The sequence below is a fragment of the Microbacterium sp. NPDC060132 genome (genome assembly GCF_042729675.1).
Taxonomy (GTDB): Bacteria; Actinomycetota; Actinomycetes; order Actinomycetales; family Microbacteriaceae; genus Microbacterium; species Microbacterium sufflavum.
Genome location: NZ_JBHWXU010000001.1, coordinates 2817820 through 2841042 on the forward strand (window position 1 = coordinate 2817820; position 23223 = coordinate 2841042).

Genomic DNA, 23223 nt, shown 5'->3' on the forward strand with positions numbered 1-23223 from the left:
TCCAGCATTCGTCCTCCCTATTGAGCTTCCGCCGGGTGTGCACCCCACTCTCCAGGCGATCGGTTCGTTTCCTTCCACACCATTCAGGAGAATCGTGTCTGTCAAGATTCGTCTCAAGCGCCTGGGCAAGATCCGCGCGCCTTACTACCGCATCGTCGTCGCCGACTCGCGCACCAAGCGCGACGGTCGTGTGATCGAGGAGATCGGCAAGTACCACCCCACCGAGGAGCCCTCCTTCATCGAGGTCGACTCCGAGCGTGCGCAGTACTGGCTGTCCGTCGGCGCTCAGCCGACCGAGCAGGTCACCGCCATCCTCAAGATCACGGGCGACTGGGGCATCTTCAAGGGCGACAAGGACGCGAAGTCCACGCTCAAGGTCGCCGAGGAGAAGACGGCGTTCGAGGCCGACTCCTCGAAGAAGTCGGTCATCAAGCCGAAGGCGGAGAAGAAGGAGGCTCCCGCTGAGGAGGCTCCCGCCGCTGACGCCGACGCGGAGGCCGCCGAGGCTCCCGCCGCCGACGCCGAGTAATCCATCGTGCTTGCCGCCGCGCTCGAGCACATCGTCAAGGGGATCGTCGATCACCCGGAGGATGTGCGCATCACCGAATCCACCTCGCCGCGAGGCGACCTCCTCGAGGTGCGCGTGCACCCCGACGACCGTGGACGCGTGATCGGGCGTGGCGGCCGCACGGCCAAAGCCCTGCGCACCCTCGTCAGCGCTCTCGCGGACGGGCGTCGCGTTCGTGTCGACGTCGCGGACGACTGACGTGGTGGCGAAGGACCGCAGCCAGGGCAGGAACCAGCTCCGCGTCGGACGGCTCGTCAAGGCGCACGGGCTGAAGGGCGCCCTGAAGCTGGAGCTGTACACCGACAACCCCGAGGGCCGATTCACCCCGGGGGCCGTGTTCACGTTGCAGGTGCCCGAGGCATCTCCGTGGCACGGCAAGGAGATCACCGTCCGCGAGTACCGAGTGATGAACGGGAACCCGGTCGTGTTCTTCGACGACGTCGACGACCGCACGGCCGCCGAGAGCCTCGTGCGCGCGATCCTCTGGATCGATCAGGACGAGGACGAGGTCGAGGAGAACGCCTGGTTCGACCACCAGCTGGTCGGACTCGACGTCGTCCGCGACGAGACCGTGGTCGGTCGCGTCGTCCGCGTCGATCACTTCCCCGCCCAGGACCTTCTCATCGTGAAGGCGGGCGAGCAGGAGATCATGGTGCCGTTCGTCGAGGCGATCGTGCCGACCGTCGATGTCGCGGGCGGCCGCGTCATCGTGACGCCGCCGTCCGGTCTGTTCGAGGAACTCCCCGACTCGGAGGATGCCCAGGCGGACGAGTCGACGGAGGCGGACGACGCTTCCGAATCGCGCTGATACGGTTCCCCCGTGCGCATCGATGTCGTCTCCATCTTCCCGTCGTACTTCGACGGCCTGACGCTGTCGCTGCTCGGAAAGGCTCGGCACACCGGTCTGCTCGATCTGCGCGTCCACGACCTCCGCGACTGGACGCACGACCGCCATCGCACGGTCGACGACACCCCGTACGGCGGGGGAGCGGGCATGGTCATGAAGCCGGAGCCGTGGGGGCTCGCCCTGGATGAGATCGCCGGTTCCGACGTGTCCGGCACCGAAGCTCCCACCTTCATCTTCCCGTCTCCGGCGGGGGAGGTCTTCACGCAGGCGACGGCGCGCGATCTCTCGACGCGGGGACATCTCGTGTTCGGTTGCGGCCGCTACGAGGGGATCGACGAGCGCGTCTTCGAGTACGCGTCCGGCCTGGGCGAGGTCCGGTTGCTCAGCCTCGGCGACTACGTGCTGAACGGCGGCGAGGTCGCCGCGATGGCGATGATCGAGGCTGTCGGACGGCTCATCCCCGGTGTCGTCGGCAATCCGGAGAGCCTCGTCGAGGAGTCGCACGAGGACGGGCTGCTGGAGTACCCGTCGTACACGAAGCCCTCGGTCTGGCGCGAGCGTGCGGTGCCGGAGGTGCTGCTCAGCGGCAACCACGGGGCGATCGCGGCCTGGCGCCGCGAACAGCAGATCGAACGGACTCGGCGCCGTCGGCCGGACCTCCTGCCACCGGCGGAGGCCTGAACCGACCTCCGAACGCGTGTCGCGCACCTGTTAGCGTCGGAGCATGGTGGACAGGGCACTCGCGCAGTCGTTCGAGACGATCGGCGAGGAGTACGACCGTCATCGGCCAGGATTCCCCGTCGCCGCGGTCGAAGCCATCCTCCCCGCCGCGGTTCCTACGGTGCTCGACCTCGGCGCGGGGACGGGCAAGTTCACCGAGCTCCTGCTCGAGCGCGCGGATCACGTGGTGGCCGTCGAGCCTTCCGCGCCGATGCGCGAGGTGCTTTGGTCCAAGCTGCCAACGGTCAGCGCTCTCGACGGTACGGCTGAGCGCATCCCCCTGGGCGACGGCGCCGTCGACGCGGTCTGCGTTGCGCAGGCCTTCCACTGGTTCGACCGAGACACGGCCGCGGCGGAGATCGCGCGGGTGCTGGTGCCGACGGGTGTGCTGGGTCTGCTCTGGAATCGCGCGGATCCGACGTGCGCGTGGGACGTCGCATGTCACCGCATCGCGCACCCGGCCGTGGGCGATGCCGATGCCACGACCGCGACCGCCGTGGAGCTGCCGGGCTTCGACTTCGTCGGGCACCACGAGATCCGCTGGAAGGAACGGATCAGCCGTGCCGGCTACGTCGCCCGGTGGGCCACGGTCAGCAGCTATCTCGTCGCGAACGAGTCCGGGCGCCGCGCGATGCGTGATGCGATCGAGGCCGTGCTCGACGACAGCCCGGAGACGGCGGGCAGGGCGGCCTTCGACCTTCCGCATCTGACTGACGTCTTCCGCTACCGGCGCGCATGAGGATCTGGTCGTTGCATCCGGTGTACCTCGACCGGCAGGGCCTCGTGGCGTGCTGGCGCGAGACCCTGCTCGCTCAGGCTGTGCTCGCCGGAACGACGAAGGGCTATCGCGAGCACCCGCAGCTGGCGCGCTTCCGCGAGGCACCCGAGCCGTCGACGGCGGTGTCGGCCTATCTGCGCGGTCTTGCGGACGAGGCTGACGCGCGTGGCTACCGCTTCGATCGCTCGCGCATCCGTACCCTCGGCACCACTGTGCCGCCCCTCGAGGTCACCACCGGTCAACTCGACCTGGAGTGGCGCCATCTGCGTGCCAAGCTCGCCGCCCGAAGCCCGGACCGCCTGGCCCTGCATGCGCACACGCACCGTCCGGCGCCTCATCCGCTGTTCGTCGTGGTCGAGGGCCCCGTGGCGTCGTGGGAACGGGCGTGACGTCGCGGGTCAGTCGACGCCGAGGAAGGAACGGTCGGTGAGGATGATCGGCCCGTCATCCGTGATCGCGATGGTGTGCTCCGAATGCGCACCGCGGGAGCCGTCGACGCTGCGCAGCGTCCAGCCGTCGGGGTCGGTCACGAGCTCGTCGGTGGTCGCGAGGAACCACGGCTCGAGAGCCAGGACCAGGCCGGCGCGGAGCGGGAAGCCGCGGCCCGCTCTGCCGTCGTTCGCCACATGCGGGTCTCCGTGCATGGTGCGTCCGACGCCGTGCCCGCCGAAGTCGGTGTTGATGGAGTAGCCCTCGCCGTGGGCGACGTCGGCGATCGCAGCGGAGATGTCGCCGATGCGGTTGCCCACGACAGAGGTCTTGATCGCGGCCGTGAGAGCCCGCTCGGTGGTGTCGATCAAACGCAGGTCCTCGTCGCGCGGCGTGCCGACCACGAACGAGACGGCGGAGTCGGCCACCCATCCGTCGACGGAGACCGCGAAGTCGAGGGTGACCAGATCGCCGTCGCGCAGGGTGTAGTCGTGGGGGAGGCCGTGCAGGACCGCGTCGTTCACGGAGGTGCAGATGACCTTGCCGAAGGGGCTCGCCCCGAAGGACGGGTGGTAGTCGATGTAGCAGGACTCCGCGCCCGCTCTGCGGATCATGTCGTGGGCGCGACGGTCGATCGCCAGAAGGTTGGTGCCCACTTTCGTCTCGTCGCGCAGGGTCGCCAGGGTCTCGGCGACGAACCGGCCTGCCGCGCGCATCTCGTCGATCTCGGCAGGGGTGCGCAGTTCGATCATGGGTGTCCTCTCGTTTCCTCCATTCTCCCTGATCGAAGCGCCCAGGGGAGCCGCGCGCTCAGAGCGAACACGCTGACCCGACGAGGGGCGATCGACGTAGCATCGGAGCATGTGGTTGCGTCAGGCGTTCTTCCGGTGGCTCCTGCCGTCTGCCTTCGTGCTCCCGCTGTGGCTCCTCGTCGGCTGGGGCGTGTTCCAGGGCGGCTGGGCCATCCTGTGGGTGTTGCTCATCGCGATTCCGTCCGTCTTCATCGGGCAGCTCCTGCTCACACTGCTCACGCGTTCGCGGCCGTCGGTCCGCGCTGAGCGTGCCGTGTCCTGGTGGGATGTCGCCGGCTTCGCGCTGTGGCACGGCCTCACCATCGCGGTGGGGTTCTTCATCGACGGCGCGTTCGGCTGGTTGCTCGCGGCGGCGATCGTCGTCGGGATCGCGCTCGTCTGGCTGCAGCTGTGGCAGCTGTGGAACGAGGCCCGTGGCAGTGGGGCGCGCATCAGAGAGACCATCACGTGGTCCACGATCCCCGCCGCGGACGAGCCGACCGTGCGCGCGGAGCCCCATGAGATCATCGTCGTGCGCGAGAGTGATCCCCGGGACTGAGTGACCGTTTTGGTCGCATCTGCCATCCGTGGCAGAATGGATTCTTGTGCCGTGACCGGCTCTGCCTCAGGGGAGCCCGCGGACGCGTCAGCGCCGTTCAGCACACACCCGTTCTTGTTCCTTCCATCATCATGCATCCGACCTGTGGCGAGTGCAGAGAGAGACGATCATGCAGATCCTCGACGCCGTCGACGCGGCTTCGCTCCGTTCCGACATCCCCGAGTTCTTCCCCGGTGACACCGTCAAGGTGCACGTCAACATCACCGAGGGCAACCGCTCCCGTATCCAGGTCTTCCAGGGCGTCGTCATCGGCCGCCAGGGCGACAGCGTGCGCGAGACCTTCACGGTCCGCAAGATCAGCTTCCAGGTGGGCGTGGAGCGCACCTTCCCCGTGCACTCCCCGGTGATCGACCACATCGAGGTCGTCACGCGCGGTGACGTTCGTCGTGCGAAGCTCTACTACCTGCGCGAGCTGCGTGGCAAGAAGGCGAAGATCAAGGAGAAGCGCGACAACTGAGTCGCAGCTTCCTCACAGCACCCCGGGACACGATGTCCCGGGGTGCTTTGTCGTGCGCGGGGTGTGCGACCCTTGTTACTGCCGTGTGCCAACGGTGCTCCACTCGAGAAGGAACCAGATGACTGACTCTCCGTCCGCACGTCCGACGAGAAGGCGCCGCGGGTTCCTGGTCTTCCTCCGTGATGTGCTGGTGATCGTCCTGATCGCGGCGCTGGTGTCGTTCGTCATCAAGACGTTCGTCGTCCGCTCGTTCTACATCCCCTCGGCCTCGATGGAGCGGACGCTGCTCATCAACGACAGGATCCTCGTCGACGAGCTGACCCCACGCTGGACCGGCTACGAGCGGGGCGACGTGGTCGTGTTCAAGGACCCCGGGGGATGGCTCGACGGTCAAGTGCAGACACCGGCGCAGCCGCCTCTGATCCAGGCCGTGGATTGGGTGCTGAACTTCGTGGGTATCTCGGCGACGGACTCGCAGGACCATCTCGTCAAGCGCGTGATCGGGGTCGCGGGCGACCACGTGGTGTGCTGCAACGCGCTGGGGCAGATCACGATCAATGGTGCACCGATCGACGAGCTCGGATACCTCAACCTCCCGCAGGGCGACACCGCCGCCTCCAACGAGCCGTTCGACGTGGTCGTGCCTGAGGACTCGGTGTGGCTCCTGGGCGACAACCGCGATCGCTCGCGAGACGCGCGCGCCCACCAGGATCTCCCGAGCGGCGGCTTCGTGCCCGTCGGCAACATCGTCGGCAAGGCGTTCCTGACGACCTGGCCGCTCGATCGGTTCGGCACGATCGACGGGCATCACGAGATCTTCAACGGGGTACCGGAGTCGGAATGACCGTCGTCGCGCCCCGTCTGACGCTCGAGCGACGGCTCCTCGGCGAATGCGAGCTGATCATCGCGCTCGACGAGGTCGGTCGCGGTGCCCTCGCGGGGCCGGTCGCCGTGGGGGCCGCCGTGATGGACGCCAAGGGAGCGCGCCGGCGGGTTCCCGAGGGTCTGCGCGATTCGAAACTCGTCACGGAACGACGGCGCCCTGAGGTGGCTGCGCGCGCCGCGGCGTGGGTCCAGGCCTCCGCCGTCGGCTGGGCGACGGCGAGGGAGGTCGACGAGGTGGGGATCATGCGGGCGCTCGGTCTCGCCGCGTCGCGGGCCGTTCAGGCCGTGGTGGACCAGGGGGCCGCCCTCGAGAATGCGCTGGTGCTGCTCGATGGGAATCACGACTACGTGTCCCGCGTCCATCCCGTCCCCCTCCGTGTGCGGCCGGTGGTCAAGGCCGACCGCGACTGCGCCTCCGTGTCGGCCGCCTCCGTGATCGCCAAGGTCGCACGCGACGGGCACATGGCCGAGCTGCACGAGGGTCATAGCGGCTATCAGTGGGATCGGAACAAGGGCTACGCGAGCCCCGAGCATCGGGACGCCATCCGCGCTCTGGGCCTGTCACCGTTCCACCGGTCGTCCTGGGCGATCGCCGATGCCCCGACGCTCTTCTGAGGGCGCCCGCGGATACCGCTCCGTGCGGTCCGCCGCCATAGGATGGAGTCATCATGGATGAGGAAGCCTTCGACGACTACGACCGCGAGCTCGAGCTGGCGCTGTTCCGTGAGTACCGTGACGTCGTCTCGCAGTTCCAGTACGTGGTCGAGACCGAGCGGCGCTTCTACCTCGCCAACGAGGTCAACGTCGTGCGACGCGACACCGAGCACGACTTCTACTTCGAGATCTCCATGAGCGATGTCTGGGTCTGGGACATCTATCGCGCGGACCGCTTCGTGAAGGCCGTGCGGGTCCTCACCTTCAAGGACGTCAACGTCGAGGAACTGCAGCGACGCGAGTTCGAGCTCCCGCAGGAGCTGTCCCTCGACGGCGAGTGACCTGACGCCGTCGGAGAGGTCCCGACCCGCCGGTCGGCTGCGACTCCCGTTCTGCACCGACCGCAGGAACGAGGGTCTTCTCCGCGGCGTCCCTCGCAAAGCCCGACAGCCCCACGGCGCAGGGCGGGAGTGCGGGATCCTCTCCGCATGGCAGCGAAAGACGAGCTCGGACGAGCGGGCGAACAACGTGCGGCGGAGTACCTCCGATACCGCGGGTACACCATCCTCGACCGGAACTGGCGGTGTGCGCAGGGCGAGATCGACATCGTCGCCCAGCGGGACGGATGGCTCGCGATCGTCGAGGTGAAGACACGGCGGAGCGCCGCATTCGGGCATCCGCTCGAGGCGATCGATGCACGGAAACGCCGTCGTCTCTGGCAGCTCGCGTACGCCTGGCGAGCCGCGCACGTGGATGCGGCGACGGGCCTGGCGGTGCGGCTCGAGGCGATCGGGATCACCGGTCCGGACGCCGCGCAGGGCGTCGTCGACCATCTCGAGGACGTCGCGTGACCACCGCGCGCACCTGGTCCGTCGCCCTCAACGGTGCTGTCGGACACCTCGTCGAGGTGGAGGCCGATCTGTCCAATCAGACGCCCGAGTTCCGCATCATCGGGCTTCCGGACAAGTCGCTCGGCGAGGCCGTACAGCGGGTCCACAACGCCTGTCAGAACTCCGGGCTGGATCTCCCACGGCGCCGTCTCACCGTCAACCTGTCGCCGGCCAGTCTCCCGAAGCACGGCTCGGCCTTCGACCTCGCCATCGCGATCGCCAGCCTCGCCACGGGCGGCACTCTGAACCAGCGAACGGTTCGACGGACGGTACATCTCGGCGAACTCGGGCTCGACGGGAGGATCCGCCCGGTGCCCGGCGTCCTCCCGGCGGTCTTCGCCGCCGTGCGGGCGGGGTTCACCCAGGTCGTGGTGCCGCGCGGCAACGAGCCGGAGGCGCGGTTGGTTCCCGGTGTGGAAGTGCGGTCCGCGGCGTCGCTGGCCGAGGTCGCCGTCTGGCATGGCGCCGCCGTGGACGTGGACGACGTCGAGCCGGTCCTGCTTCCGGCCCCCGTCTCCCGGCGCGAGGATGAGCACGACCTCGCAGACGTCATCGGACAGGACGAGGCGGTCGAGGCCCTCATCGCAGCCGCCGCGGGCGGCCATCATCTGCTCCTCAGCGGTCCTCCTGGCGCGGGGAAGTCCATGCTCGCCGCACGTCTGCCGGGGATCCTGCCGCTGCTCGATGAGCGAGAGGCGCTGGAGGTCGCATCGATCCGGTCGCTGAGCGGCGAGTCCGTCACCGCTCTGGACCGTCGACCGCCGCTGGAGGCGCCCCACCATACGGCTTCCACCGTGGCGTTGATCGGCGGAGGATCGCGCTCTGCGAGGCCGGGAGCCGTGGCTCGTGCGCATCGCGGGGTGCTGTTCCTCGACGAGGCGGCGGAGTTCTCCCGCGTCGCGCTCGACGCGCTTCGCCAGCCGTTGGAATCGGGGGTGGTGGACGTGCACCGATCCGGCTTCACCGCGCGTTTCCCTGCCCGCTTCCAACTCCTGCTCGCCACGAACCCGTGTCCCTGCGGCAACTTCGGTGTGCGGAACGCGGAATGCACCTGTCCGCCGAGCGCCGTCCGACGGTATGCCGCTCGGATATCCGGCCCTTTGCGTGACCGAGTCGACATCGATCTCGGGCTCACCCGTGTTGCCGCGTCGAAAGCCATCTCCCACGAGCGTGCCCGGGTGACGACGGCGTTCGCGCGTGAGCGCGTGCAGGCAGCACGGGAGCGCGCGGCGCATCGCTGGCGTGGGACACCCTGGCAGAAGAACGCCGAGGTGCCGGGTCCCGTCCTCCGACGGGCCCCGTTCCATGTGGAGAAGACCGAGCGGATGATCCTCGATCGTGCCCTCGAGCGCGGTGCGCTCACGCTCCGCGGTTACGACCGTGTGCTCAGGGTTGCGTGGACGATGGCGGACCTCGCCGGCCGGGAGCGGCCCGGCGAAGAGGAGATCGGTCGCGCCTTGCACCTACGTCGAGGGGTGGCGGCATGATCGACGCTCTGCTCGCCGACGAGAGCACGTGCGCGGTCGCCCGTCGGATTCGAGGAGGCCAATCCGAAGGACTTGCGGACGTCGTCGCCCGCGCGGCCTGGAGCGTCATCGCCGAACCCGGAGATGCCGTCGCCGGAGTCTTGACGCAGGAGTTCGGAGCGGTGGGTGGGCTCCGCTACGCCTTCGACGCGAGTGCGCGCACGAAACCCGAAGTGCGCCGTGCCGGAGCTGTACGCGCGCTCGCTGAGGCACGGAGGCGCTGGGCACCCCGCGCGTCACCAGCAGCGGTGTGTCGTGCGTTCCGCGCGGCGGAATCGGTCGGGGCTCACCTCGTCGTGCCCGGTGACGCCTGCTGGCCGGTCCGTCTGTCCGATCTCGGCACACAGGCACCCGCGGCTCTCTGGGTGCGCGGGCGCTGCGAGCTCCTGGTTGCGCAGCCCCTGGTCGCCGTCGTCGGCGCGCGGGCTGCGACCGGGTACGGCGACCGCGTGGCGTCGGAGCTGGCGGGAGACCTGGCGACGACCGGCGCGGTGATCGTGTCGGGTGGTGCGTATGGCATCGACGGAGCGGCACACCGCGCTGCTCTCGGGGTGGGAGGGGAGACGGTCGCGGTGCTCGCCGGCGGCGTGGACCGTCTTTACCCCGCCGGTCATCACGACCTGTTGACGCGCATCGCGGAGCGCGGTGCCGTGGTGAGCGAGCCCCCGTGCGGGGCCGCTCCTACCAAGTGGCGGTTCCTCGCTCGAAACAGACTCATCGCGGCGCTGGGGCATGCGACGGTCGTCGTCGAGGCGGGGTGGCGAAGCGGCTCCCTGAACACCGCGGGCCATGCCGCGACTCTCGGACGGCCCCTCGGCGCGGTGCCGGGACCCGTGACGTCCGCATCATCGGCCGGGTGCCATCGGCTCCTGCGGGAGTACGATGCGACCTGCGTGACGTCGGCCGCGGAGGTCAGAGAGCTCATGGGGGAGTCGGTGGGGGCGCCTCCTGGCGTCTCCTCCCTCGGCCCCGATCGGAGTCGTGTCGAGGCAGCGATGAGCACGGCGGTCTCCCTGACGATCGCCGACATCGCGGAACGAGCGGGGGTCGAGGCAGGGCGAGCGCGCGCGATCCTCGGGCTTCTCGATCTGGAGGGCACCGTGCGCCGAGACGAGCGGGGGTGGCGCCGCCGCTGAGTTGCCCGTGTACCGCCGAACGTCGCGGTGCGGCGGGGCGCGACGAACTCGCCGACGATCCGGGCAAGCTGGAGACGTGGATTACGCAGTCGCGGTGGAGGCGTTCACCGACCACCTGGAGAAGGTGCGCCGGCTCTCGCCCGCGACCGTGCGCGCCTACGGTGCAGACCTGCGAGACCTCGGGTCCACGGTGGGCATCGGGCCGGTGGCCAGCGTGGACCTGGAAGATCTTCGGGAATGGCTCTGGCACGCGACCCAGCGTGGCGACGCCCGCTCCACCCTGGCACGACGCGCGGCCGCCGCACGATCCTTCTTCGCCTGGGCGCGCGAACGCGAGCTGATCGCGACCGACCCGAGCATCCGCCTCGTGGCCCCCAAACGAGCGAAGACGCTGCCGACCGTGGCGTCGAAGGACGCGATGACCCAGTTGCTCGACGCGCACCGCGCGGCCGCGAGCGAGGGAGACCCGGTGGCACTGCGAGATCACGCGATCCTGGAGCTCCTGTATGGGGCAGGCATCCGCGTCTCCGAGTTGTGCGGCCTCGACGTCGACGATGTCGACCTCGAGCGCGGGACCGTCCGCGTCCTCGGCAAGGGCGCGAAGGAGCGGGTCGTGCCCTTCGGGGCTCCGGCGGTCGTGGCCACAGGTGCGTACCTCACCCGTGCCAGGCCCACGCTGCTCGCCCGCGCCATGTCCCCCGGAACGGCAGTCTTCCTCGGAGCGCGAGGGGGACGCATGGGACCGCGAGCCGTGTACGCCCTGGTGGCCCGAGCGCTGGCGCCGGTCGTGGGGGCGGAGACGATCGGCCCGCATGCGCTGCGACACAGCGCGGCGACCCACCTCCTCGACGGAGGCGCGGATCTGCGTGCCGTGCAGGAGATCCTCGGCCACGCCAGCCTGGGCACGACCCAGATCTACACGCATGTCTCCGCGGAGCGCCTCACGGCGACCTATCGTCTCGCTCATCCCCGCGCCTGACGGCGCCCGAGCCGCTCACGTCCCGCACCCCTGTTGCAGCACCCCGGGGGTGCGACGGGCACGCGAGGAGGCTGCCGGTCGTCGGACTCGCCGGATCACTCGCGACAGCAGGGGAGGAGCACCGCGCGTCGCACCTCTCCGAACAGCGTCAGTGGATCGACGTACAGGCCTTGCAGCCGCACGCCGAGATGGACGGTGCCATCGGCCGCGTGTCCGCCCCGCGCGACCGTGCCGACCTGCTGTCCACGTGTCACACGTTCGCCCGGCGAGAGTGAAGAGTCCACCGGCTCGAACGTCGTGACCAGACCGCCGGCGTGAGTGATGGTCAGAAGAGGCCGATCGACGACGACACCTCGGAAGGCCACGACACCGTCCGCCGGAGCCATCACCGCGGCGCCGACGGGCGCAGCGATGTCCACACCGCGATGACCCGGGCCGTACGGCTGCGTCGGAGCACGGAAGCGGACCACGACGGAGCGCGCGCCCTCCACGGGCCAGTGCCAGTCGCCGGCGGGTTCGCGCGTGCGGTCGCGCGGCCTCCCGGTGCTCGAACCCGCCATCCGTACGCGCGACACCCCGAGGGAGAGACCGGTCGGCGCGCGATAAACCGCCGCGACGTTCGTCAGCTCCGGGCCCGAGCCCGCGACGGGAGCGGTCGTGGCCGCCGCGCCGCTCAGGGTGCCCGAGAGCACGGCTGCGACCAGCCCGAGAGCGAGGACGACCGATCGGTGTTCTGAGGTCATGCGGCGAGTCTGAGGGGAGCGGCGGACGCATGGCGGGCGGGCGAGTCGCTGGTTCGGCGGCCGGGAACAAGTCGCGCGAGCTCCAGGCTGTGCAGTGCGAGCGCCGCACCGTGATCCTGTATGCTGGACGAGCACCTCGATCTCGGGGTGACTACGCGTGCCCACAGCGATTCTCTCGTGGCATCCACTCCCGCAGGTCCTGCTTCCCGCAGGTGGGCGTGAGCCGGGCACCAGGGCGTCCGATCATCCGGTCGGCGTGAACAACCTCAACGGCGCCTTCGAGCGCCAGAACCAGGAGACGACCATGGCTGTGGTCACCATCCGCCAGCTGCTCGACAGCGGCGTGCACTTCGGACACCAGACCCGTCGGTGGAACCCGAAGGTGAAGCGCTTCATCCTCACGGAGCGCAGCGGCATCCACATCATCGACCTCCAGCAGTCGCTCGGCTACATCGACAAGGCGTACGACTTCGTCAAGGAGACCGTCGCGCACGGCGGCACCATCCTCTTCGTCGGCACCAAGAAGCAGGCGCAGGAGATCCTCGCGGAGCAGGCCACGCGCGTCGGCCAGCCGTTCGTGAACCAGCGCTGGCTGGGTGGACTCCTCACCAACTTCTCCACGATCGCGAAGCGTCTCGCCCGCATGAAGGAGCTCGAGGAGCTCGACTACGAGAACCCGGCCGCTTCGGGCTTCACCAAGAAGGAGCTGCTGCTCAAGAAGCGCGAGCTCGACAAGCTGCACAAGTCGCTCGGCGGCATCCGCAACCTCACCAAGACGCCGTCGGCCCTGTGGGTCGTCGACGCCAAGCGCGAGCACCTCGCGATCGACGAGGCCAAGAAGCTCGGCATCCCGGTGATCGGCATCCTCGACACCAACGCGGACCCGGACGACTTCCAGTACCCGATCCCCGGCAACGACGACGCGATCCGCTCCGTCTCGCTGCTGACCCGCATCATCGCTGACGCCGCGGCCGAGGGCCTGCAGCAGAAGCACAACCCCGAGTCGGGTGACGCCGAGCCGCTCGCCGAGTGGGAGAAGGAGCTGCTCGAGGCTCCGGTCGAGGAGTCGGCCGACGCCGCTGAGGTGGTCACCGCCGCCGATGAGGCCGCTGTCGTCGAGACGCCCGCTGCCGACGAGACCGCCGCCGACAAGGCCGGTGCCGAGGCGCACGACGAGGCGATCGCCGCCGCTTCCGGTGAGGAGACCGCTGAGGTCGCCGCCGCCGAGGCCGCAGACAACAAGTAACCCCTCGTTCACACCCACATCACGAAGCAAGGAGCCACCACACATGGCCAACTTCACCATCGCGGACCTCAAGGCGCTGCGCGAGCAGCTCGGCACCGGAATGGTCGACACCAAGAAGGCGCTCGAGGAGGCCGACGGCGACGTCGAGAAGGCCACCGAGATCCTGCGTCTCAAGGGTGCGAAGGGCAACGCCAAGCGCGCTGACCGTTCCACGAGCGAGGGCCTCGTCGTCGCTCGCGAGCAGGACGGCGCCGTGACCCTGATCGAGCTCGCCTGCGAGACCGACTTCGTCGCGAAGAACGACCGATTCATCGCGCTGGCCGACAAGGTCGCCGACGCCGCGGCCGCGGTCAAGGCGGACTCGGTCGAGGCCGCGCTGGCCGCCCAGGCCGGCGACAAGAGCGTCGAGCAGGTCATCTCGGAGGAGGCGGCGATCATCGGCGAGAAGGTCGAGCTGCGTCGCGTGCGCACGATCTCCGGCGACAAGGTCGAGGTCTACCTGCACCGCACCAGCAAGGACCTGCCGCCGCAGATCGGCGTCGTCGTCGCCTACTCGGGTGACGACGCCGAGACCGCGCGCAGCATCGCTCAGCACATCTCGTTCGCGAACCCGTCGTACCTGTCCCGCGAGGACGTGCCGGCGGACGCGGTCGAGAAGGAGCGTGAGATCGTCACCGAGATCTCCCGCAACGAGGGCAAGCCCGAGGCCGCCCTGCCGAAGATCGTCGAGGGCCGTGTCGCCGCGTTCATCAAGCAGGTCGCCCTGCTCGAGCAGGACTACGCGAAGGACAACAAGCTCTCCGTCGCCCAGGTGGCGAAGGACGCCGGTATCACCGTGACGGACTTCGCGCGCTTCAAGGTCGGCGCGTAACACCGTCGAAGGGGTTCGGATCGCATGATCCGAACCCCTTCTTCATGCCCACGAGGCACTATCTTGAATCGGGACGAGAGGACACTACCCATGACTGAACGCACCGGACGCCGCCGCGTCCTGCTCAAGCTCTCCGGAGAGGCCTTCGGAGCGGGGCAGTTGGGGGTGAACCCGGACGTCGTCAGCCAGATGGCGCGGGAGATCGCGGCGGCGGTGGATCGGGTCGAGGTCGCCGTGGTCGTCGGCGGTGGCAACTTCTTCCGCGGCGCCGAACTGAGTCAGCGCGGCATGGACCGCGGCCGCGCGGACTACATGGGCATGCTCGGCACCGTGATGAACGCTCTCGCGCTGCAGGACTTCCTCGAGCAGGCGGGGGCGGCGACCCGCGTCCAGTCGGCGATCGCGATGACGCAGGTCGCCGAGCCGTACATCCCGCGGCGGGCGGAGCGACACATGGAGAAGGGGCGCGTCGTGATCTTCGGCGCGGGTGCCGGACTGCCGTACTTCTCGACCGACACCGTCGCGGCGCAGCGCGCCCTGGAGATCGGTGCGCAGGAGGTGCTCGTCGCCAAGAACGGCGTCGATGCCATCTACACCGCCGACCCGAACAAGCACGCCGACGCCGAGCGCATCGAACGCGTGACGTACCGCGACGCGCTGCAGCAGGGCCTCAAGGTCGTCGACTCCACCGCCTTCAGCCTGTGCATGGACAACAACATGGACATGCGCGTCTTCGGGATGGAGCCGGCCGGGAACGTCACCCGCGCGCTTCTGGGCGAGACGATCGGCACGCTCGTCACCGCCTGACGGCCTGCGCGGTTCGAGCACGCCCGACCGATAGAATTTCTGAACACCCCGACGATAGGAGTCACCGTGATCGCGGATGTCCTCGCTGAAACCACTACCCGCATGTCTCGCGCCGTCGAGGCTGCCAAGGAGGACTTCTCCACGGTGCGCACGGGCCGCGCCAACCCCCAGCTCTTCCAGAAGGTGCTCGTGGACTACTACGGCACCTCGACGCCGCTCGCGCAGCTGGCCTCCCTGGCGAACCAGGAAGCGCGCACGCTCATCATCACCCCGTACGACAAGTCGGCGCTGAAGGCGATCGAGCAGGCCATCCGCGAGATGCCGAACCTCGGTGCGAACCCCACCAACGACGGCAACCTCGTGCGCGTCACGATGCCGGAGCTCACGGCTGAGCGTCGCAAGGAGTACGTCAAGCTCGTGAAGTCCAAGGCCGAGGACGCGAAGGTGCACGTGCGTGGCATCCGTCGCAAGGCGAAGGACGAGCTCGATGCGCTGAAGAGCGAGCTCGGCGAAGACGAGATCGCCCGCGGCGAGAAGGAGCTGGACGCGCTGACGCGTCAGCACGTCGATCTGATCGACGACGCGCTCAAGCGCAAAGAGGCCGAACTTCTCGAGGTGTAAGCCCGCATGACCGACGAAACGCGAGACGCCGAGGAGGGCAAGCCGCTCACGCGCCGCGATGCGCGTGACGATGGCGTGTCCGAGGCCGGCGCCCCGCTCGCCGATGCAGCGTTCCCGGGGTTCGACGTCGCCGCGGTGCCGCCCCGCCCGCCGCTTCCCGAGCCCGAGACGCCGGCCGGTCCGGCGCGACGCCTCGACACGGCCGACCACAACGCGATCCGCGAACAGTGGCGCGCCGCCCGCGACGAGTTCGGCACGCACGTGTCGCACGCGCGGGATCAGTTCGATCAGGCCAACGAGCGGATCAAGCAGCGGACGGGGCGCGACCTCATGCTGGCGATCCTGATCGGGCTCGCGTTCGGCGGTGCCCTGCTCGCCTCGCTTCTCTTCATCAAGGCGCTGTTCGTGCCGTTCGCCCTCGCCGCCGCGCTGCTCGGTGTGTACGAGCTGTCCCGCGCGCTGCGGGCGGCAGGACGCCGTGTGGACGTCGTGCCGCAGCTGATCGCTGCGACGTTCCTCGTCCTCGGCGCCTACTTCGCGGCGCCGTGGCTGTCGTGGGTCATGCTGTTCGTGTCGGTGGCGTTCGTCATTGTCTGGCGCCTGGTGGCCCAGATGATCGCCAAGGACGGGCGCACCTACGGCGACGTGCTCACCGATGCGGTCATCGGCGGTTTCGTGCAGGTGTACGTCCCGTTCCTGGCGGGAGTGGCGCTGATCCTGCTCGAGCAGGAGGGCGGGCAGTGGTGGGTCCTGAGCTTCATCGCCATCGCCGTCGCCGCTGATACCGGTGCCTATGCGGCCGGTCTCGCGTTCGGACGCCATCCGATGGCACCGCGGATCAGTCCCAAGAAGACCTGGGAGGGCTTCGGCGGTGCTGTCGTGGCGTCGCTCGTCGCCGGTGTGCTCCTCGCGATCCTTCTGCTGGATCTGCCCTGGTGGGGCGGGCTGATCTTCGGAGCAGCGATCCTGCTGTCCGCGACGCTGGGTGACCTCGGCGAGTCCATGCTCAAACGCGATCTCGGCATTAAGGACATGAGCTCCTGGCTGCCCGGTCACGGCGGTCTGCTGGATCGACTCGACAGCATCCTGCCCTCGACGATCCCCGCGTTGTGCCTCTACTTCCTCCTCTCTCCCTGGGTGGTGCTGTGATGACCGACAACCGGACCGACGAGAAGACCCGGCCTTCGGCGCCCCCTGCGTTCGCGGTGACGACGGGGCGCACGCGCGGATATCACCGTGCAGCCGTCGACACGTTCCTCGCGTCGGCGCGCCGCGCGTTCGAGACCGGGAGCGACGAGCTCACGGCGGACGCCGTCCGCACGGCCTCATTCCCCCTCGTCAAGGAGGGTTACGTCGTCGCTGACGTGGACGCCGCACTCGGACGGGTGGAGGACGCCTTCGCTGCACGCGAGCGGGAGCGCGCCGTGCGATCGCTGGGTGCGGGTGCCTGGGTCGAGCAGGCGAGGGCGGACGCGCAGGTCATCCTCGATCACCTCGCGCGGCCGGCGCGCCACCGTTTCGGCCGGACCGGCATCCTCACCTTCGGCTACCGCGTCGACGAGGTCGATCATGTGATGTCGCGCATCGTCCGCTACCTGCGCGACGGCGACCCCCTGACCGCGGAGCAGCTCCGATCCGCGGCGTTCCGCATGCAGCGCGGGGGGTACCGGGAGGAGCAGGTGGACGCGCTCCTGGACGCGACGATCGACGTGATCCTGGCGGTCCGCTGAGTCGTGGATGGCCTGTCCAGGCTCCTGTGCGTAAACTGTCTCCCATCGTGTACTCCCGAAACGACATGAACCTCGATCGAACCGCTGCGTCGCCGGTGCCTGCCGCGACCGCGACGTCGGTGTCCCGAGGAGCCCGCCGGTGGACGCGACGTCGTGGCGTCGCCGGTGCCTTCAGCGGGCTGGCTGTCGTCGGATTGGCCGCCGCGATGGTCGCACCGACCGGCGTCGCTCTCGCAGAGCCCGCCCCGCAGGAGTCGCCGGAGTCGGTCTACGCCGCTGCCCTCGCCGACACGCAGGACCTGACGGTGACGGTGAAGGGCGCCGAGATCACTCCGCTCGCCCGTGGCACGTTCGAGATCTACGTCAAGCCGAAGCCGCCGCCCCCGCCGCCCGCCCCGACCGCGACGAGCGGATCGAAGGGCAAGCCCTCCGGCGGCGGATCGCTCCCGCCGTACAGCGGTGGCGGTGCGCCGGCCGAGTGGATGGCTGCGGCGGGCATCGCTCAGAGCGACTGGCAGTACGTCGACTACATCGTGTCGCGCGAGAGCGGCTGGAACCCCAACGCGACGAACAAGTCGTCCGGTGCCTGCGGTCTCGTGCAGGCGCTGCCGTGCAGCAAGGTGCCCGGAAACGGCTACAACCCGGTCGACAACCTGCGCTGGGCCACCGGCTACGCCACGGGTCGCTACGGCAGCTGGGCGGGCGCGTACAACTTCTGGACCACCAACCACTGGTGGTGAGCAGGCACCATGCCCCGCTCACGTCGACGCCCTCCGGCGCGCCCTGACCCCGACGCGTCGCTCGATCGCCTGCTGGCGGGGTGGAAGCGCACGGAGATCCGTCGCGGTGTCGAGTGGACCGTTCAGCCCGTCTCCGCGGTGCAGGCGCTGAAGGAGTACGTCTGCCCGGGGTGCGGACGGGTGATCGAGCCCGGTACCGCGCACGTCGTCGCCTGGCGGGCGGACGGGGTTCTGGGGGAGGCTGCCGCCCTCGCCGACCGCCGGCATTGGCACAACCACTGTTGGAGGATCGCATGACCATCGAGATCCGGGGACCGCTGCAGTTGCCGGCGCGCCGCGAGGACATCGAGCTGACGACGGCGGACGGCCTGACCCTGGTCGGGGAGCTCGCCCTGCCCGCGGAGAGCGAGCCGGTCGCGACGCTCGTCACGCTGCATCCGCTTCCCACGGCCGGCGGATTCATGGACTCGCACATCCTGCGGAAGGCGGCGGCTCGTCTGCCCGCCCTCGCCGATCTCGCGGTCCTGCGCTTCAACACCCGTGGCACCACGTCTCCGCGCGGCACGAGCGATGGTGCGTTCGACGGCGGGGCTCTGGAGCAGTTCGACGTCGCCGCGGCCATGGAGTTCGTGCACGCTCGCGCGCTGCCGCGCCCCTGGCTGCTGGGCTGGTCGTTCGGCACGGAGCTGGCGCTGAAGTACGGCCGCGACCACGCGATCGAGGGCATCATCCTGCTGTCGCCGCCGCTGCACCGCGCGACGGACGAAGAGGTCGCCGCCTGGGCGGAAGCCGATCGTGAGGTCGTGGTCCTGGTTCCGGAGTTCGACGACTATCTGCGGCCGGCCGAGGCCGAGAAGCGCTTCGCCTCGATCCCGCACGCGCGTCTGATCCCCGTGGAGGGCGGTAAGCACCTCTGGGTGGGGGAGACGCAGACGCGACGCGTGCTCACCGAGGTGGTCGCTGCTGTGAACCCGTCGGCGCTCCCACTGCCGACGCACTGGTCTGACGACTCCTGACCGTCGCGCGGCGCGTCGGACGACGCGTCAGAGGTCGTTCATGCGCGGGATCAGCACCTGGCGGTAGATGATCAGGATGCTCGCCGCGACGGGGATGGCGATGAGCGCCCCGAGCAGACCCAACAGGCTGCCGCCGGCGAGCGCGGCGACGACGACGACCGCGCCGGGGACGGAGACCGCGCGGCTCATGATGCGCGGGGAGATGACGTACGCCTCGATCTGCATGTAGATCAGGTAGTAAATCCCCGCGGCCAGCGCGGTGGCGGGGGAGCCGAGCCCGGGGATCAGGCAGACCAGCACGATGATCGTGGAACCGGTGAGTGTGCCCACCAGCGGGATCAGGGAGAAGAAGAACGCGATGACTGCGAGGACGGCGGGGAACGGCGCCTCGATGATCGTCAGGTAGATCGCGCTGAGCACGCCGTTGATGACGCCCTGGGACACCTGGCCCATGACGTAGTAGCCGACCGAATCGGTGATCTGCTCGGACAGGTCGATGAACCGGTCGCGCTTCGACGACGGCACCAACTGGTACACGGCTCGCTTGAGCGACGGGGTCGACGCCGTGAGGTAGATCGTGAGGATCAGCACGATGAAGGCCCCGAACACGCCGCTCAGCACGGCGCCGCTGGCGATCAGCACTCCCTGTCCGATCGACCCCCCGATCTCCGCCAGGTTCGTGGTCAGCCAGTCCTCGATGTAGTTGAAGACGTCGTCGACGAGAAGGTTCGGGAACGTCTCCTGGATCCAGTCCTTCAGGTCGTCGATCGCGGTGCCGCGCTGGACGATCGTGGTGATCTGCGCGATCAACTGCGAGATCTGGTCGACGAGCACCGGCAGCACGATCAGGATGATCCCGACGAAGACCGCAAGGACCGCGAGGATCGTGACGAGCACGGCGAGCCACCGGGGGAGTCGCCGTCGCTCGAGGAACGAGACGAGCGGATCGAGGCCCAGACTCAGGAAGAGCGCCGTCCCGATGTAGAGCAGCACGGTCGAGAGGGTCTGCACGCTGCTGATCAGCAGGATCCCGAGTCCCACGCCGAGCGTCGCCACGAGGGCGGTGCGGAACGGATTGTGGATCTTCATCGGTGCTCCTCGAGACGGCTGCAGCAAGGCTATCGAGCCCGGAGCACGGTGCCGCGACGACGTGCCGTCCGTTGCCCACGGGAACTGCTCGTGGGCAACACACAGGTGACTTCGCTAGTCTGAAATGTCGAGTGTGGCGTCGCGGGCGGGTATTCGCGATGCGTGAGGAGACTATTCGTGCGTTTCGTATGGGCCGTGGTGGCCTTCGTGCTGGCTGCCGTGCTGATCGGCGCGGGTATCGCTCAGCGGACCGTCTTCATGGGCCCATCGAACCAGCAGGAGCGCGTCTCGATCGAGGAGCCCGCGCCGTTCGTGCTGATGGACGGCGACGTGCTGCGGACCAACCCGGGCTCGCAGAAACTCGTGGTGAGCGGCGAGGGCGAGATCTTCGCCAGTTACGGCCGGACCGCCGACATGCAGGCCTGGCTGGCCGACTCCGACTACAACCACGTCTCGGTCGGTGACGACGGTGAGTTCGTGGTGGAGCACGTCTCGGCTCCCGCTGAGGAGGAGACGACGGAGCCCGGCGACGAGACGGGAGCGACGCCGGCACCCGAAGAGACGCCGGCCACCGACGCCGAGACCGAGGAGCCCGCAGGTCGCGACCCGGTCGGCTCCGACCTGTGGCTGGACTCCTTCAGCGAGGAGAACCTGCTCACGGCCGACAACATGCAGCTCCCGGAGGGCACGAGCGTGCTCATCGCCTACGACGGCACGAAAGACGCTCCGGACGACATCGTGGTCTCCTGGCCCCTCGACAACAGCACCCCGCTCGCCGGACCGTTGATGGTCGCGGGTGGGATCGTGCTCGTGATCGGCCTCGTGCTCTACATCCTCGCGATCCGCCACCAGCGCCGCGGACGTGGGCCGCGCCGGAAAGGCCCCGGGCCGCTCCCGATGACGGAGCCGATCGAGGTCGCCGCACTGCCCGCGGGCGAGCGCGCGGCTCTCGATGCGGCCGACGCGAAGCCGACGTCCGACCCCGGTGTCGAGGACGCCGAGGTGGTGGAGGACGAGCCGACGCCTCGCACAGAGCCGGAGGGGAAGTCCTCCCTGCGCGCCGCCGGAGCGACGCGCCGCCGTCGGATGCTGGTCCTGCCCGCCCTGGGGCTCACCGCGCTCCTGGCCGCCGGGTGCTCGGCCGACTCCTGGCCGCAGCTGGGCGACGCCTCCGCCACGCCCTCGCCGTCGCCGACCGTCATCGCCCCCGAGAACCAGAAGCCGCCGGCGGTCACCGAGGCCCAGGCGAAGCGCATCCTGAAGAGCCTGGCCGACACGGTCGCCGAGGCCGACAGCACCCTCGACGCCGACCTCGCGGCCACCCGCCTCGTCGGCCCCGCGCTCGAGGAGCGCGTCGCCGACTACGCCATCCGCGCGAAGGTCACCAACGACGCGCCTCCCGTCGCCATCCCCACCGACGACGTGCGGGTCGTGCTGCCCGAGGCCACGGACCGCTGGCCGCGCACCGTTCTCATGCTCTCGCAGAGCGCCGACGACGACACCGTCCCGCCCGTGCTGCTCACGATGACGCAGGACGACCCGTGGTCGAACTACAAGGTGACCAACCTGGCCCAGATGGCCGCCGACGCACAGTTCCCGGAGGTCGCGGCGAGCTGGCTCGGCACTTCCATGGTGCCGGCCGACTCCGCGTTCCTGACGCTGCCGCCCGACCAGGTGGCCACGGCGTTCTCCGACGTGGTCGACAACGTGGAGAAGAGCCAGTACTACGGCCAGTTCGACGATCTCTCGCTGGCGGTCGCCCAGTCGATCCGTGATGGGCGGCAGACCGTGGTGCAGGGGCTCGTGGATGCCAATGCCGCCGAGACATCGAAGACGGCGTTCAAGGCGGCGCCCACGACCGCCGAGCCGGTCTCCATGACCACCCTCGACAGCGGCGCGATCGTCGCCGTCTCGGTGCTCGACGTCGAGACCATCACCCCGGTCAACTCCGACGTCGTCATCCGTTTCGGCAACAACGAGCAGGCCAAGGCGCTCACGGGCGTGACCGAGTCGTCGACGGGTGTCGAGACGACGTACCTGAGTCAGTTGTTCTTCGCCGTCCCCTCGCAGGGTTCGAGCGAGCCGATCAAGCTCCTGGCCTCCACCCAGGACCTGCTCTCCGTGAAGGTGATCAAGTGACCGACATCTCTCCCGCGGCGCTGCGTGGCGCCGTCGACCTCTCGAGTCTCCGCAACCGCCCCACCCCGTCCTCCGGGGGCGGCCCCGCGACGCAGGGCCAGGGCATCACCGATGTGGTCGTCGATGCGACGGACGAGACCTTCGGCGAAGTCCTGGAGATCTCCCGCACCGTCCCGGTCGTGGTCGACCTGTGGGCCGAGTGGTGCGGGCCGTGCAAGCAGCTGAGCCCGATCATCGAGAAGGTCACCCGCGAGCTGGGCGGTCGCGTGCTGCTGGCGAAGGTGGACGTGGACGCGAACCCGCAGCTCGCCCAGAGCTTCCGCGCGCAGTCGATCCCGATGGTGGTCGCGCTGATCGCCGGGCAGCCGGTGCCGATGTTCACGGGTGCCGTGCCGGAGCAGCAGGTGCGCGAGGTGTTCGCCCAGCTGCTCCAGGTAGCGGCGCAGAACGGCGTGTCCGGGACGCTCTCGATCTCGGGCGATGCTGTAGCGGATGCGCCCGAGCCGGTCGAGCCCGAGCTGCCCCCGCTCCACGCCGAGGCGTACGCCGCGATCGAGGCGGGCGACTTCGCCGCCGCCATCCGCGCATATGAGAAGGCGCTGGCCGAGAACCCGCGCGATGAAGACGCCATCGCCGGGCTCGGGCAGGTGCGCCTGCTCCACCGCGTGCAGGGCCTCGATCTGCAGGAGGCGCGGGCCGCGGCCGCCGCCGGACCGCTCGACGTGCAGGCGCAGTTCGACGTGGCGGATCTCGACCTCGCCGGAGGGCACGTGGACGACGCGTTCGCGCGGCTCCTCGATCTGTTCGCTCAGCTCCCGTCGGACCAGCGGGCGCCGGTGCGCGAGCGGCTCGTGGAGCTGTTCGGCCTCATCGGCCCCGCCGACCCGCGCGTCGTGTCGGCGCGCAACCGGCTGTCCTCGCTGCTGTTCTGAGGCGTCCGCG

General features: G+C 69.3%; 29 protein-coding genes. 26 read left to right on the forward strand and 3 right to left on the reverse strand.

The features are described from left to right. Nucleotides 1–94 precede the first annotated feature (94 nt). The 6 genes from rpsP to ACFWCH_RS13610 are packed head-to-tail and all read left to right on the forward strand — an operon-like array spanning nt 95 to nt 3302. Nucleotides 95–529 carry a 30S ribosomal protein S16 gene (gene rpsP, locus ACFWCH_RS13585; protein WP_136037018.1) on the forward strand — a complete coding sequence of 145 codons (435 nt, stop codon included), beginning with the start codon at nt 95–97 and terminating at the stop codon, nt 527–529. Nucleotides 530–535: 6 nt separating this feature from the next. After that, nucleotides 536–766, forward strand: coding sequence for an RNA-binding protein (locus tag ACFWCH_RS13590; RefSeq protein WP_136034588.1), 231 nt, complete (start codon nt 536–538; stop codon nt 764–766). Between the two features lies 1 nt (nt 767). Further along, the gene (gene rimM, locus ACFWCH_RS13595; RefSeq protein WP_136034591.1) at nt 768–1376 is read left to right on the forward strand and encodes a ribosome maturation factor RimM; all 609 of its coding nucleotides are present in this window, start codon (nt 768–770) and stop codon (nt 1374–1376) included. 12 nt (nt 1377–1388) lie between these two features. Further along, nucleotides 1389–2096, forward strand: a complete 708-nt coding sequence (gene trmD / locus ACFWCH_RS13600) for a tRNA (guanosine(37)-N1)-methyltransferase TrmD (protein ID WP_247638736.1) — start codon at nt 1389–1391, stop codon at nt 2094–2096. Nucleotides 2097–2139: 43 nt separating this feature from the next. Further along, on the forward strand, nt 2140–2874 hold the full coding sequence (locus tag ACFWCH_RS13605) for a class I SAM-dependent methyltransferase (protein WP_247638737.1): 735 nt from the start codon (nt 2140–2142) through the stop codon (nt 2872–2874). Continuing rightward, nucleotides 2871–3302, forward strand: coding sequence for a pyrimidine dimer DNA glycosylase/endonuclease V (locus ACFWCH_RS13610; protein ID WP_136034598.1), 432 nt, complete (start codon nt 2871–2873; stop codon nt 3300–3302). The genes ACFWCH_RS13605 and ACFWCH_RS13610 overlap by 4 nt, the downstream gene beginning before the upstream one ends. Before the next feature lie 9 nt (nt 3303–3311). On the opposite strand, the gene map is transcribed toward ACFWCH_RS13610, so the two are convergent. Beyond that, nucleotides 3312–4094, reverse strand: a complete 783-nt coding sequence (gene map, locus ACFWCH_RS13615; protein ID WP_136034600.1) for a type I methionyl aminopeptidase — start codon at nt 4092–4094, stop codon at nt 3312–3314. A gap of 109 nt (nt 4095–4203) precedes the next feature. On the opposite strand from map, the gene ACFWCH_RS13620 reads away from it, so the two are divergent. The 9 genes from ACFWCH_RS13620 to ACFWCH_RS13660 all read left to right on the forward strand — a co-directional run bounded on the left by ACFWCH_RS13620 (nt 4204) and on the right by ACFWCH_RS13660 (nt 11279). Next, nucleotides 4204–4692 (forward strand): MFS transporter permease, encoded by a 489-nt coding sequence (locus ACFWCH_RS13620; RefSeq protein ID WP_378803661.1) that lies wholly within the window; start codon nt 4204–4206, stop codon nt 4690–4692. A gap of 169 nt (nt 4693–4861) precedes the next feature. Further along, entirely contained in the window at nt 4862–5209 is a 348-nt protein-coding gene (rplS, locus tag ACFWCH_RS13625) for a 50S ribosomal protein L19 (protein WP_136034604.1), read from the forward strand. Nucleotides 5210–5327: 118 nt separating this feature from the next. Further along, the gene (gene lepB, locus ACFWCH_RS13630) at nt 5328–6053 is read left to right on the forward strand and encodes a signal peptidase I (RefSeq protein ID WP_136034606.1); all 726 of its coding nucleotides are present in this window, start codon (nt 5328–5330) and stop codon (nt 6051–6053) included. Next, the gene (locus ACFWCH_RS13635; RefSeq protein ID WP_136037023.1) at nt 6050–6709 is read left to right on the forward strand and encodes a ribonuclease HII; all 660 of its coding nucleotides are present in this window, start codon (nt 6050–6052) and stop codon (nt 6707–6709) included. The genes lepB and ACFWCH_RS13635 overlap by 4 nt, the downstream gene beginning before the upstream one ends. A gap of 53 nt (nt 6710–6762) precedes the next feature. Continuing rightward, nucleotides 6763–7089 carry a DUF2469 family protein gene (locus tag ACFWCH_RS13640; protein ID WP_017204525.1) on the forward strand — a complete coding sequence of 109 codons (327 nt, stop codon included), beginning with the start codon at nt 6763–6765 and terminating at the stop codon, nt 7087–7089. Nucleotides 7090–7236: 147 nt separating this feature from the next. Continuing rightward, nucleotides 7237–7599: a YraN family protein gene (locus ACFWCH_RS13645; protein ID WP_247638740.1), complete on the forward strand. Its 363-nt coding sequence runs from the start codon at nt 7237–7239 to the stop codon at nt 7597–7599. Beyond that, nucleotides 7596–9125: a YifB family Mg chelatase-like AAA ATPase gene (locus ACFWCH_RS13650; protein WP_247638741.1), complete on the forward strand. Its 1530-nt coding sequence runs from the start codon at nt 7596–7598 to the stop codon at nt 9123–9125. Before ACFWCH_RS13645 ends, ACFWCH_RS13650 begins: the two co-directional genes overlap by 4 nt. Continuing rightward, nucleotides 9122–10300 (forward strand): DNA-processing protein DprA, encoded by a 1179-nt coding sequence (dprA, locus tag ACFWCH_RS13655; protein WP_136037399.1) that lies wholly within the window; start codon nt 9122–9124, stop codon nt 10298–10300. The genes ACFWCH_RS13650 and dprA overlap by 4 nt, the downstream gene beginning before the upstream one ends. 76 nt (nt 10301–10376) lie before the next feature. Beyond that, entirely contained in the window at nt 10377–11279 is a 903-nt protein-coding gene (locus ACFWCH_RS13660; RefSeq protein ID WP_247638743.1) for a tyrosine recombinase XerC, read from the forward strand. Nucleotides 11280–11374: 95 nt separating this feature from the next. On the opposite strand, the gene ACFWCH_RS13665 is transcribed toward ACFWCH_RS13660, so the two are convergent. Then, nucleotides 11375–12022, reverse strand: a complete 648-nt coding sequence (locus ACFWCH_RS13665; protein ID WP_378803662.1) for a murein hydrolase activator EnvC family protein — start codon at nt 12020–12022, stop codon at nt 11375–11377. Between the two features lie 304 nt (nt 12023–12326). On the opposite strand from ACFWCH_RS13665, the gene rpsB reads away from it, so the two are divergent. The 9 genes from rpsB to ACFWCH_RS13710 all read left to right on the forward strand — a co-directional run bounded on the left by rpsB (nt 12327) and on the right by ACFWCH_RS13710 (nt 19053). Next, nucleotides 12327–13268, forward strand: a complete 942-nt coding sequence (gene rpsB / locus ACFWCH_RS13670; RefSeq protein WP_136031920.1) for a 30S ribosomal protein S2 — start codon at nt 12327–12329, stop codon at nt 13266–13268. Nucleotides 13269–13311: 43 nt separating this feature from the next. Further along, nucleotides 13312–14139, forward strand: coding sequence for a translation elongation factor Ts (tsf, locus tag ACFWCH_RS13675; RefSeq protein WP_136031810.1), 828 nt, complete (start codon nt 13312–13314; stop codon nt 14137–14139). 90 nt (nt 14140–14229) lie between these two features. Next, entirely contained in the window at nt 14230–14946 is a 717-nt protein-coding gene (gene pyrH, locus ACFWCH_RS13680; protein ID WP_136031812.1) for a UMP kinase, read from the forward strand. A gap of 66 nt (nt 14947–15012) precedes the next feature. After that, nucleotides 15013–15567, forward strand: coding sequence for a ribosome recycling factor (gene frr / locus ACFWCH_RS13685; RefSeq protein WP_378803663.1), 555 nt, complete (start codon nt 15013–15015; stop codon nt 15565–15567). 6 nt (nt 15568–15573) lie between these two features. Beyond that, entirely contained in the window at nt 15574–16716 is a 1143-nt protein-coding gene (locus ACFWCH_RS13690) for a phosphatidate cytidylyltransferase (RefSeq protein WP_205814445.1), read from the forward strand. Next, on the forward strand, nt 16716–17297 hold the full coding sequence (locus tag ACFWCH_RS13695; protein ID WP_136037395.1) for a DivIVA domain-containing protein: 582 nt from the start codon (nt 16716–16718) through the stop codon (nt 17295–17297). The genes ACFWCH_RS13690 and ACFWCH_RS13695 overlap by 1 nt, the downstream gene beginning before the upstream one ends. Nucleotides 17298–17362: 65 nt before the next feature. Next, entirely contained in the window at nt 17363–18037 is a 675-nt protein-coding gene (locus ACFWCH_RS13700; protein ID WP_136031819.1) for a transglycosylase SLT domain-containing protein, read from the forward strand. Nucleotides 18038–18046: 9 nt separating this feature from the next. Next, on the forward strand, nt 18047–18334 hold the full coding sequence (locus tag ACFWCH_RS13705) for a hypothetical protein (RefSeq protein ID WP_136031821.1): 288 nt from the start codon (nt 18047–18049) through the stop codon (nt 18332–18334). Beyond that, nucleotides 18331–19053: an alpha/beta hydrolase gene (locus ACFWCH_RS13710; protein WP_168442836.1), complete on the forward strand. Its 723-nt coding sequence runs from the start codon at nt 18331–18333 to the stop codon at nt 19051–19053. Before ACFWCH_RS13705 ends, ACFWCH_RS13710 begins: the two co-directional genes overlap by 4 nt. Nucleotides 19054–19080: 27 nt before the next feature. On the opposite strand, the gene ACFWCH_RS13715 is transcribed toward ACFWCH_RS13710, so the two are convergent. Continuing rightward, the gene (locus tag ACFWCH_RS13715; protein ID WP_136031823.1) at nt 19081–20142 is read right to left on the reverse strand and encodes an AI-2E family transporter; all 1062 of its coding nucleotides are present in this window, start codon (nt 20140–20142) and stop codon (nt 19081–19083) included. Nucleotides 20143–20319: 177 nt separating this feature from the next. Between ACFWCH_RS13715 and ACFWCH_RS13720 the strand changes: the two genes are divergently transcribed. Together ACFWCH_RS13720 and ACFWCH_RS13725 are read left to right on the forward strand one after the other, a co-directional pair. After that, the gene (locus ACFWCH_RS13720; RefSeq protein WP_378803664.1) at nt 20320–22281 is read left to right on the forward strand and encodes a glycosyl transferase; all 1962 of its coding nucleotides are present in this window, start codon (nt 20320–20322) and stop codon (nt 22279–22281) included. Beyond that, nucleotides 22278–23213, forward strand: a complete 936-nt coding sequence (locus ACFWCH_RS13725; RefSeq protein ID WP_378803665.1) for a tetratricopeptide repeat protein — start codon at nt 22278–22280, stop codon at nt 23211–23213. Before ACFWCH_RS13720 ends, ACFWCH_RS13725 begins: the two co-directional genes overlap by 4 nt. Nucleotides 23214–23223: the final 10 nt, after the last annotated feature.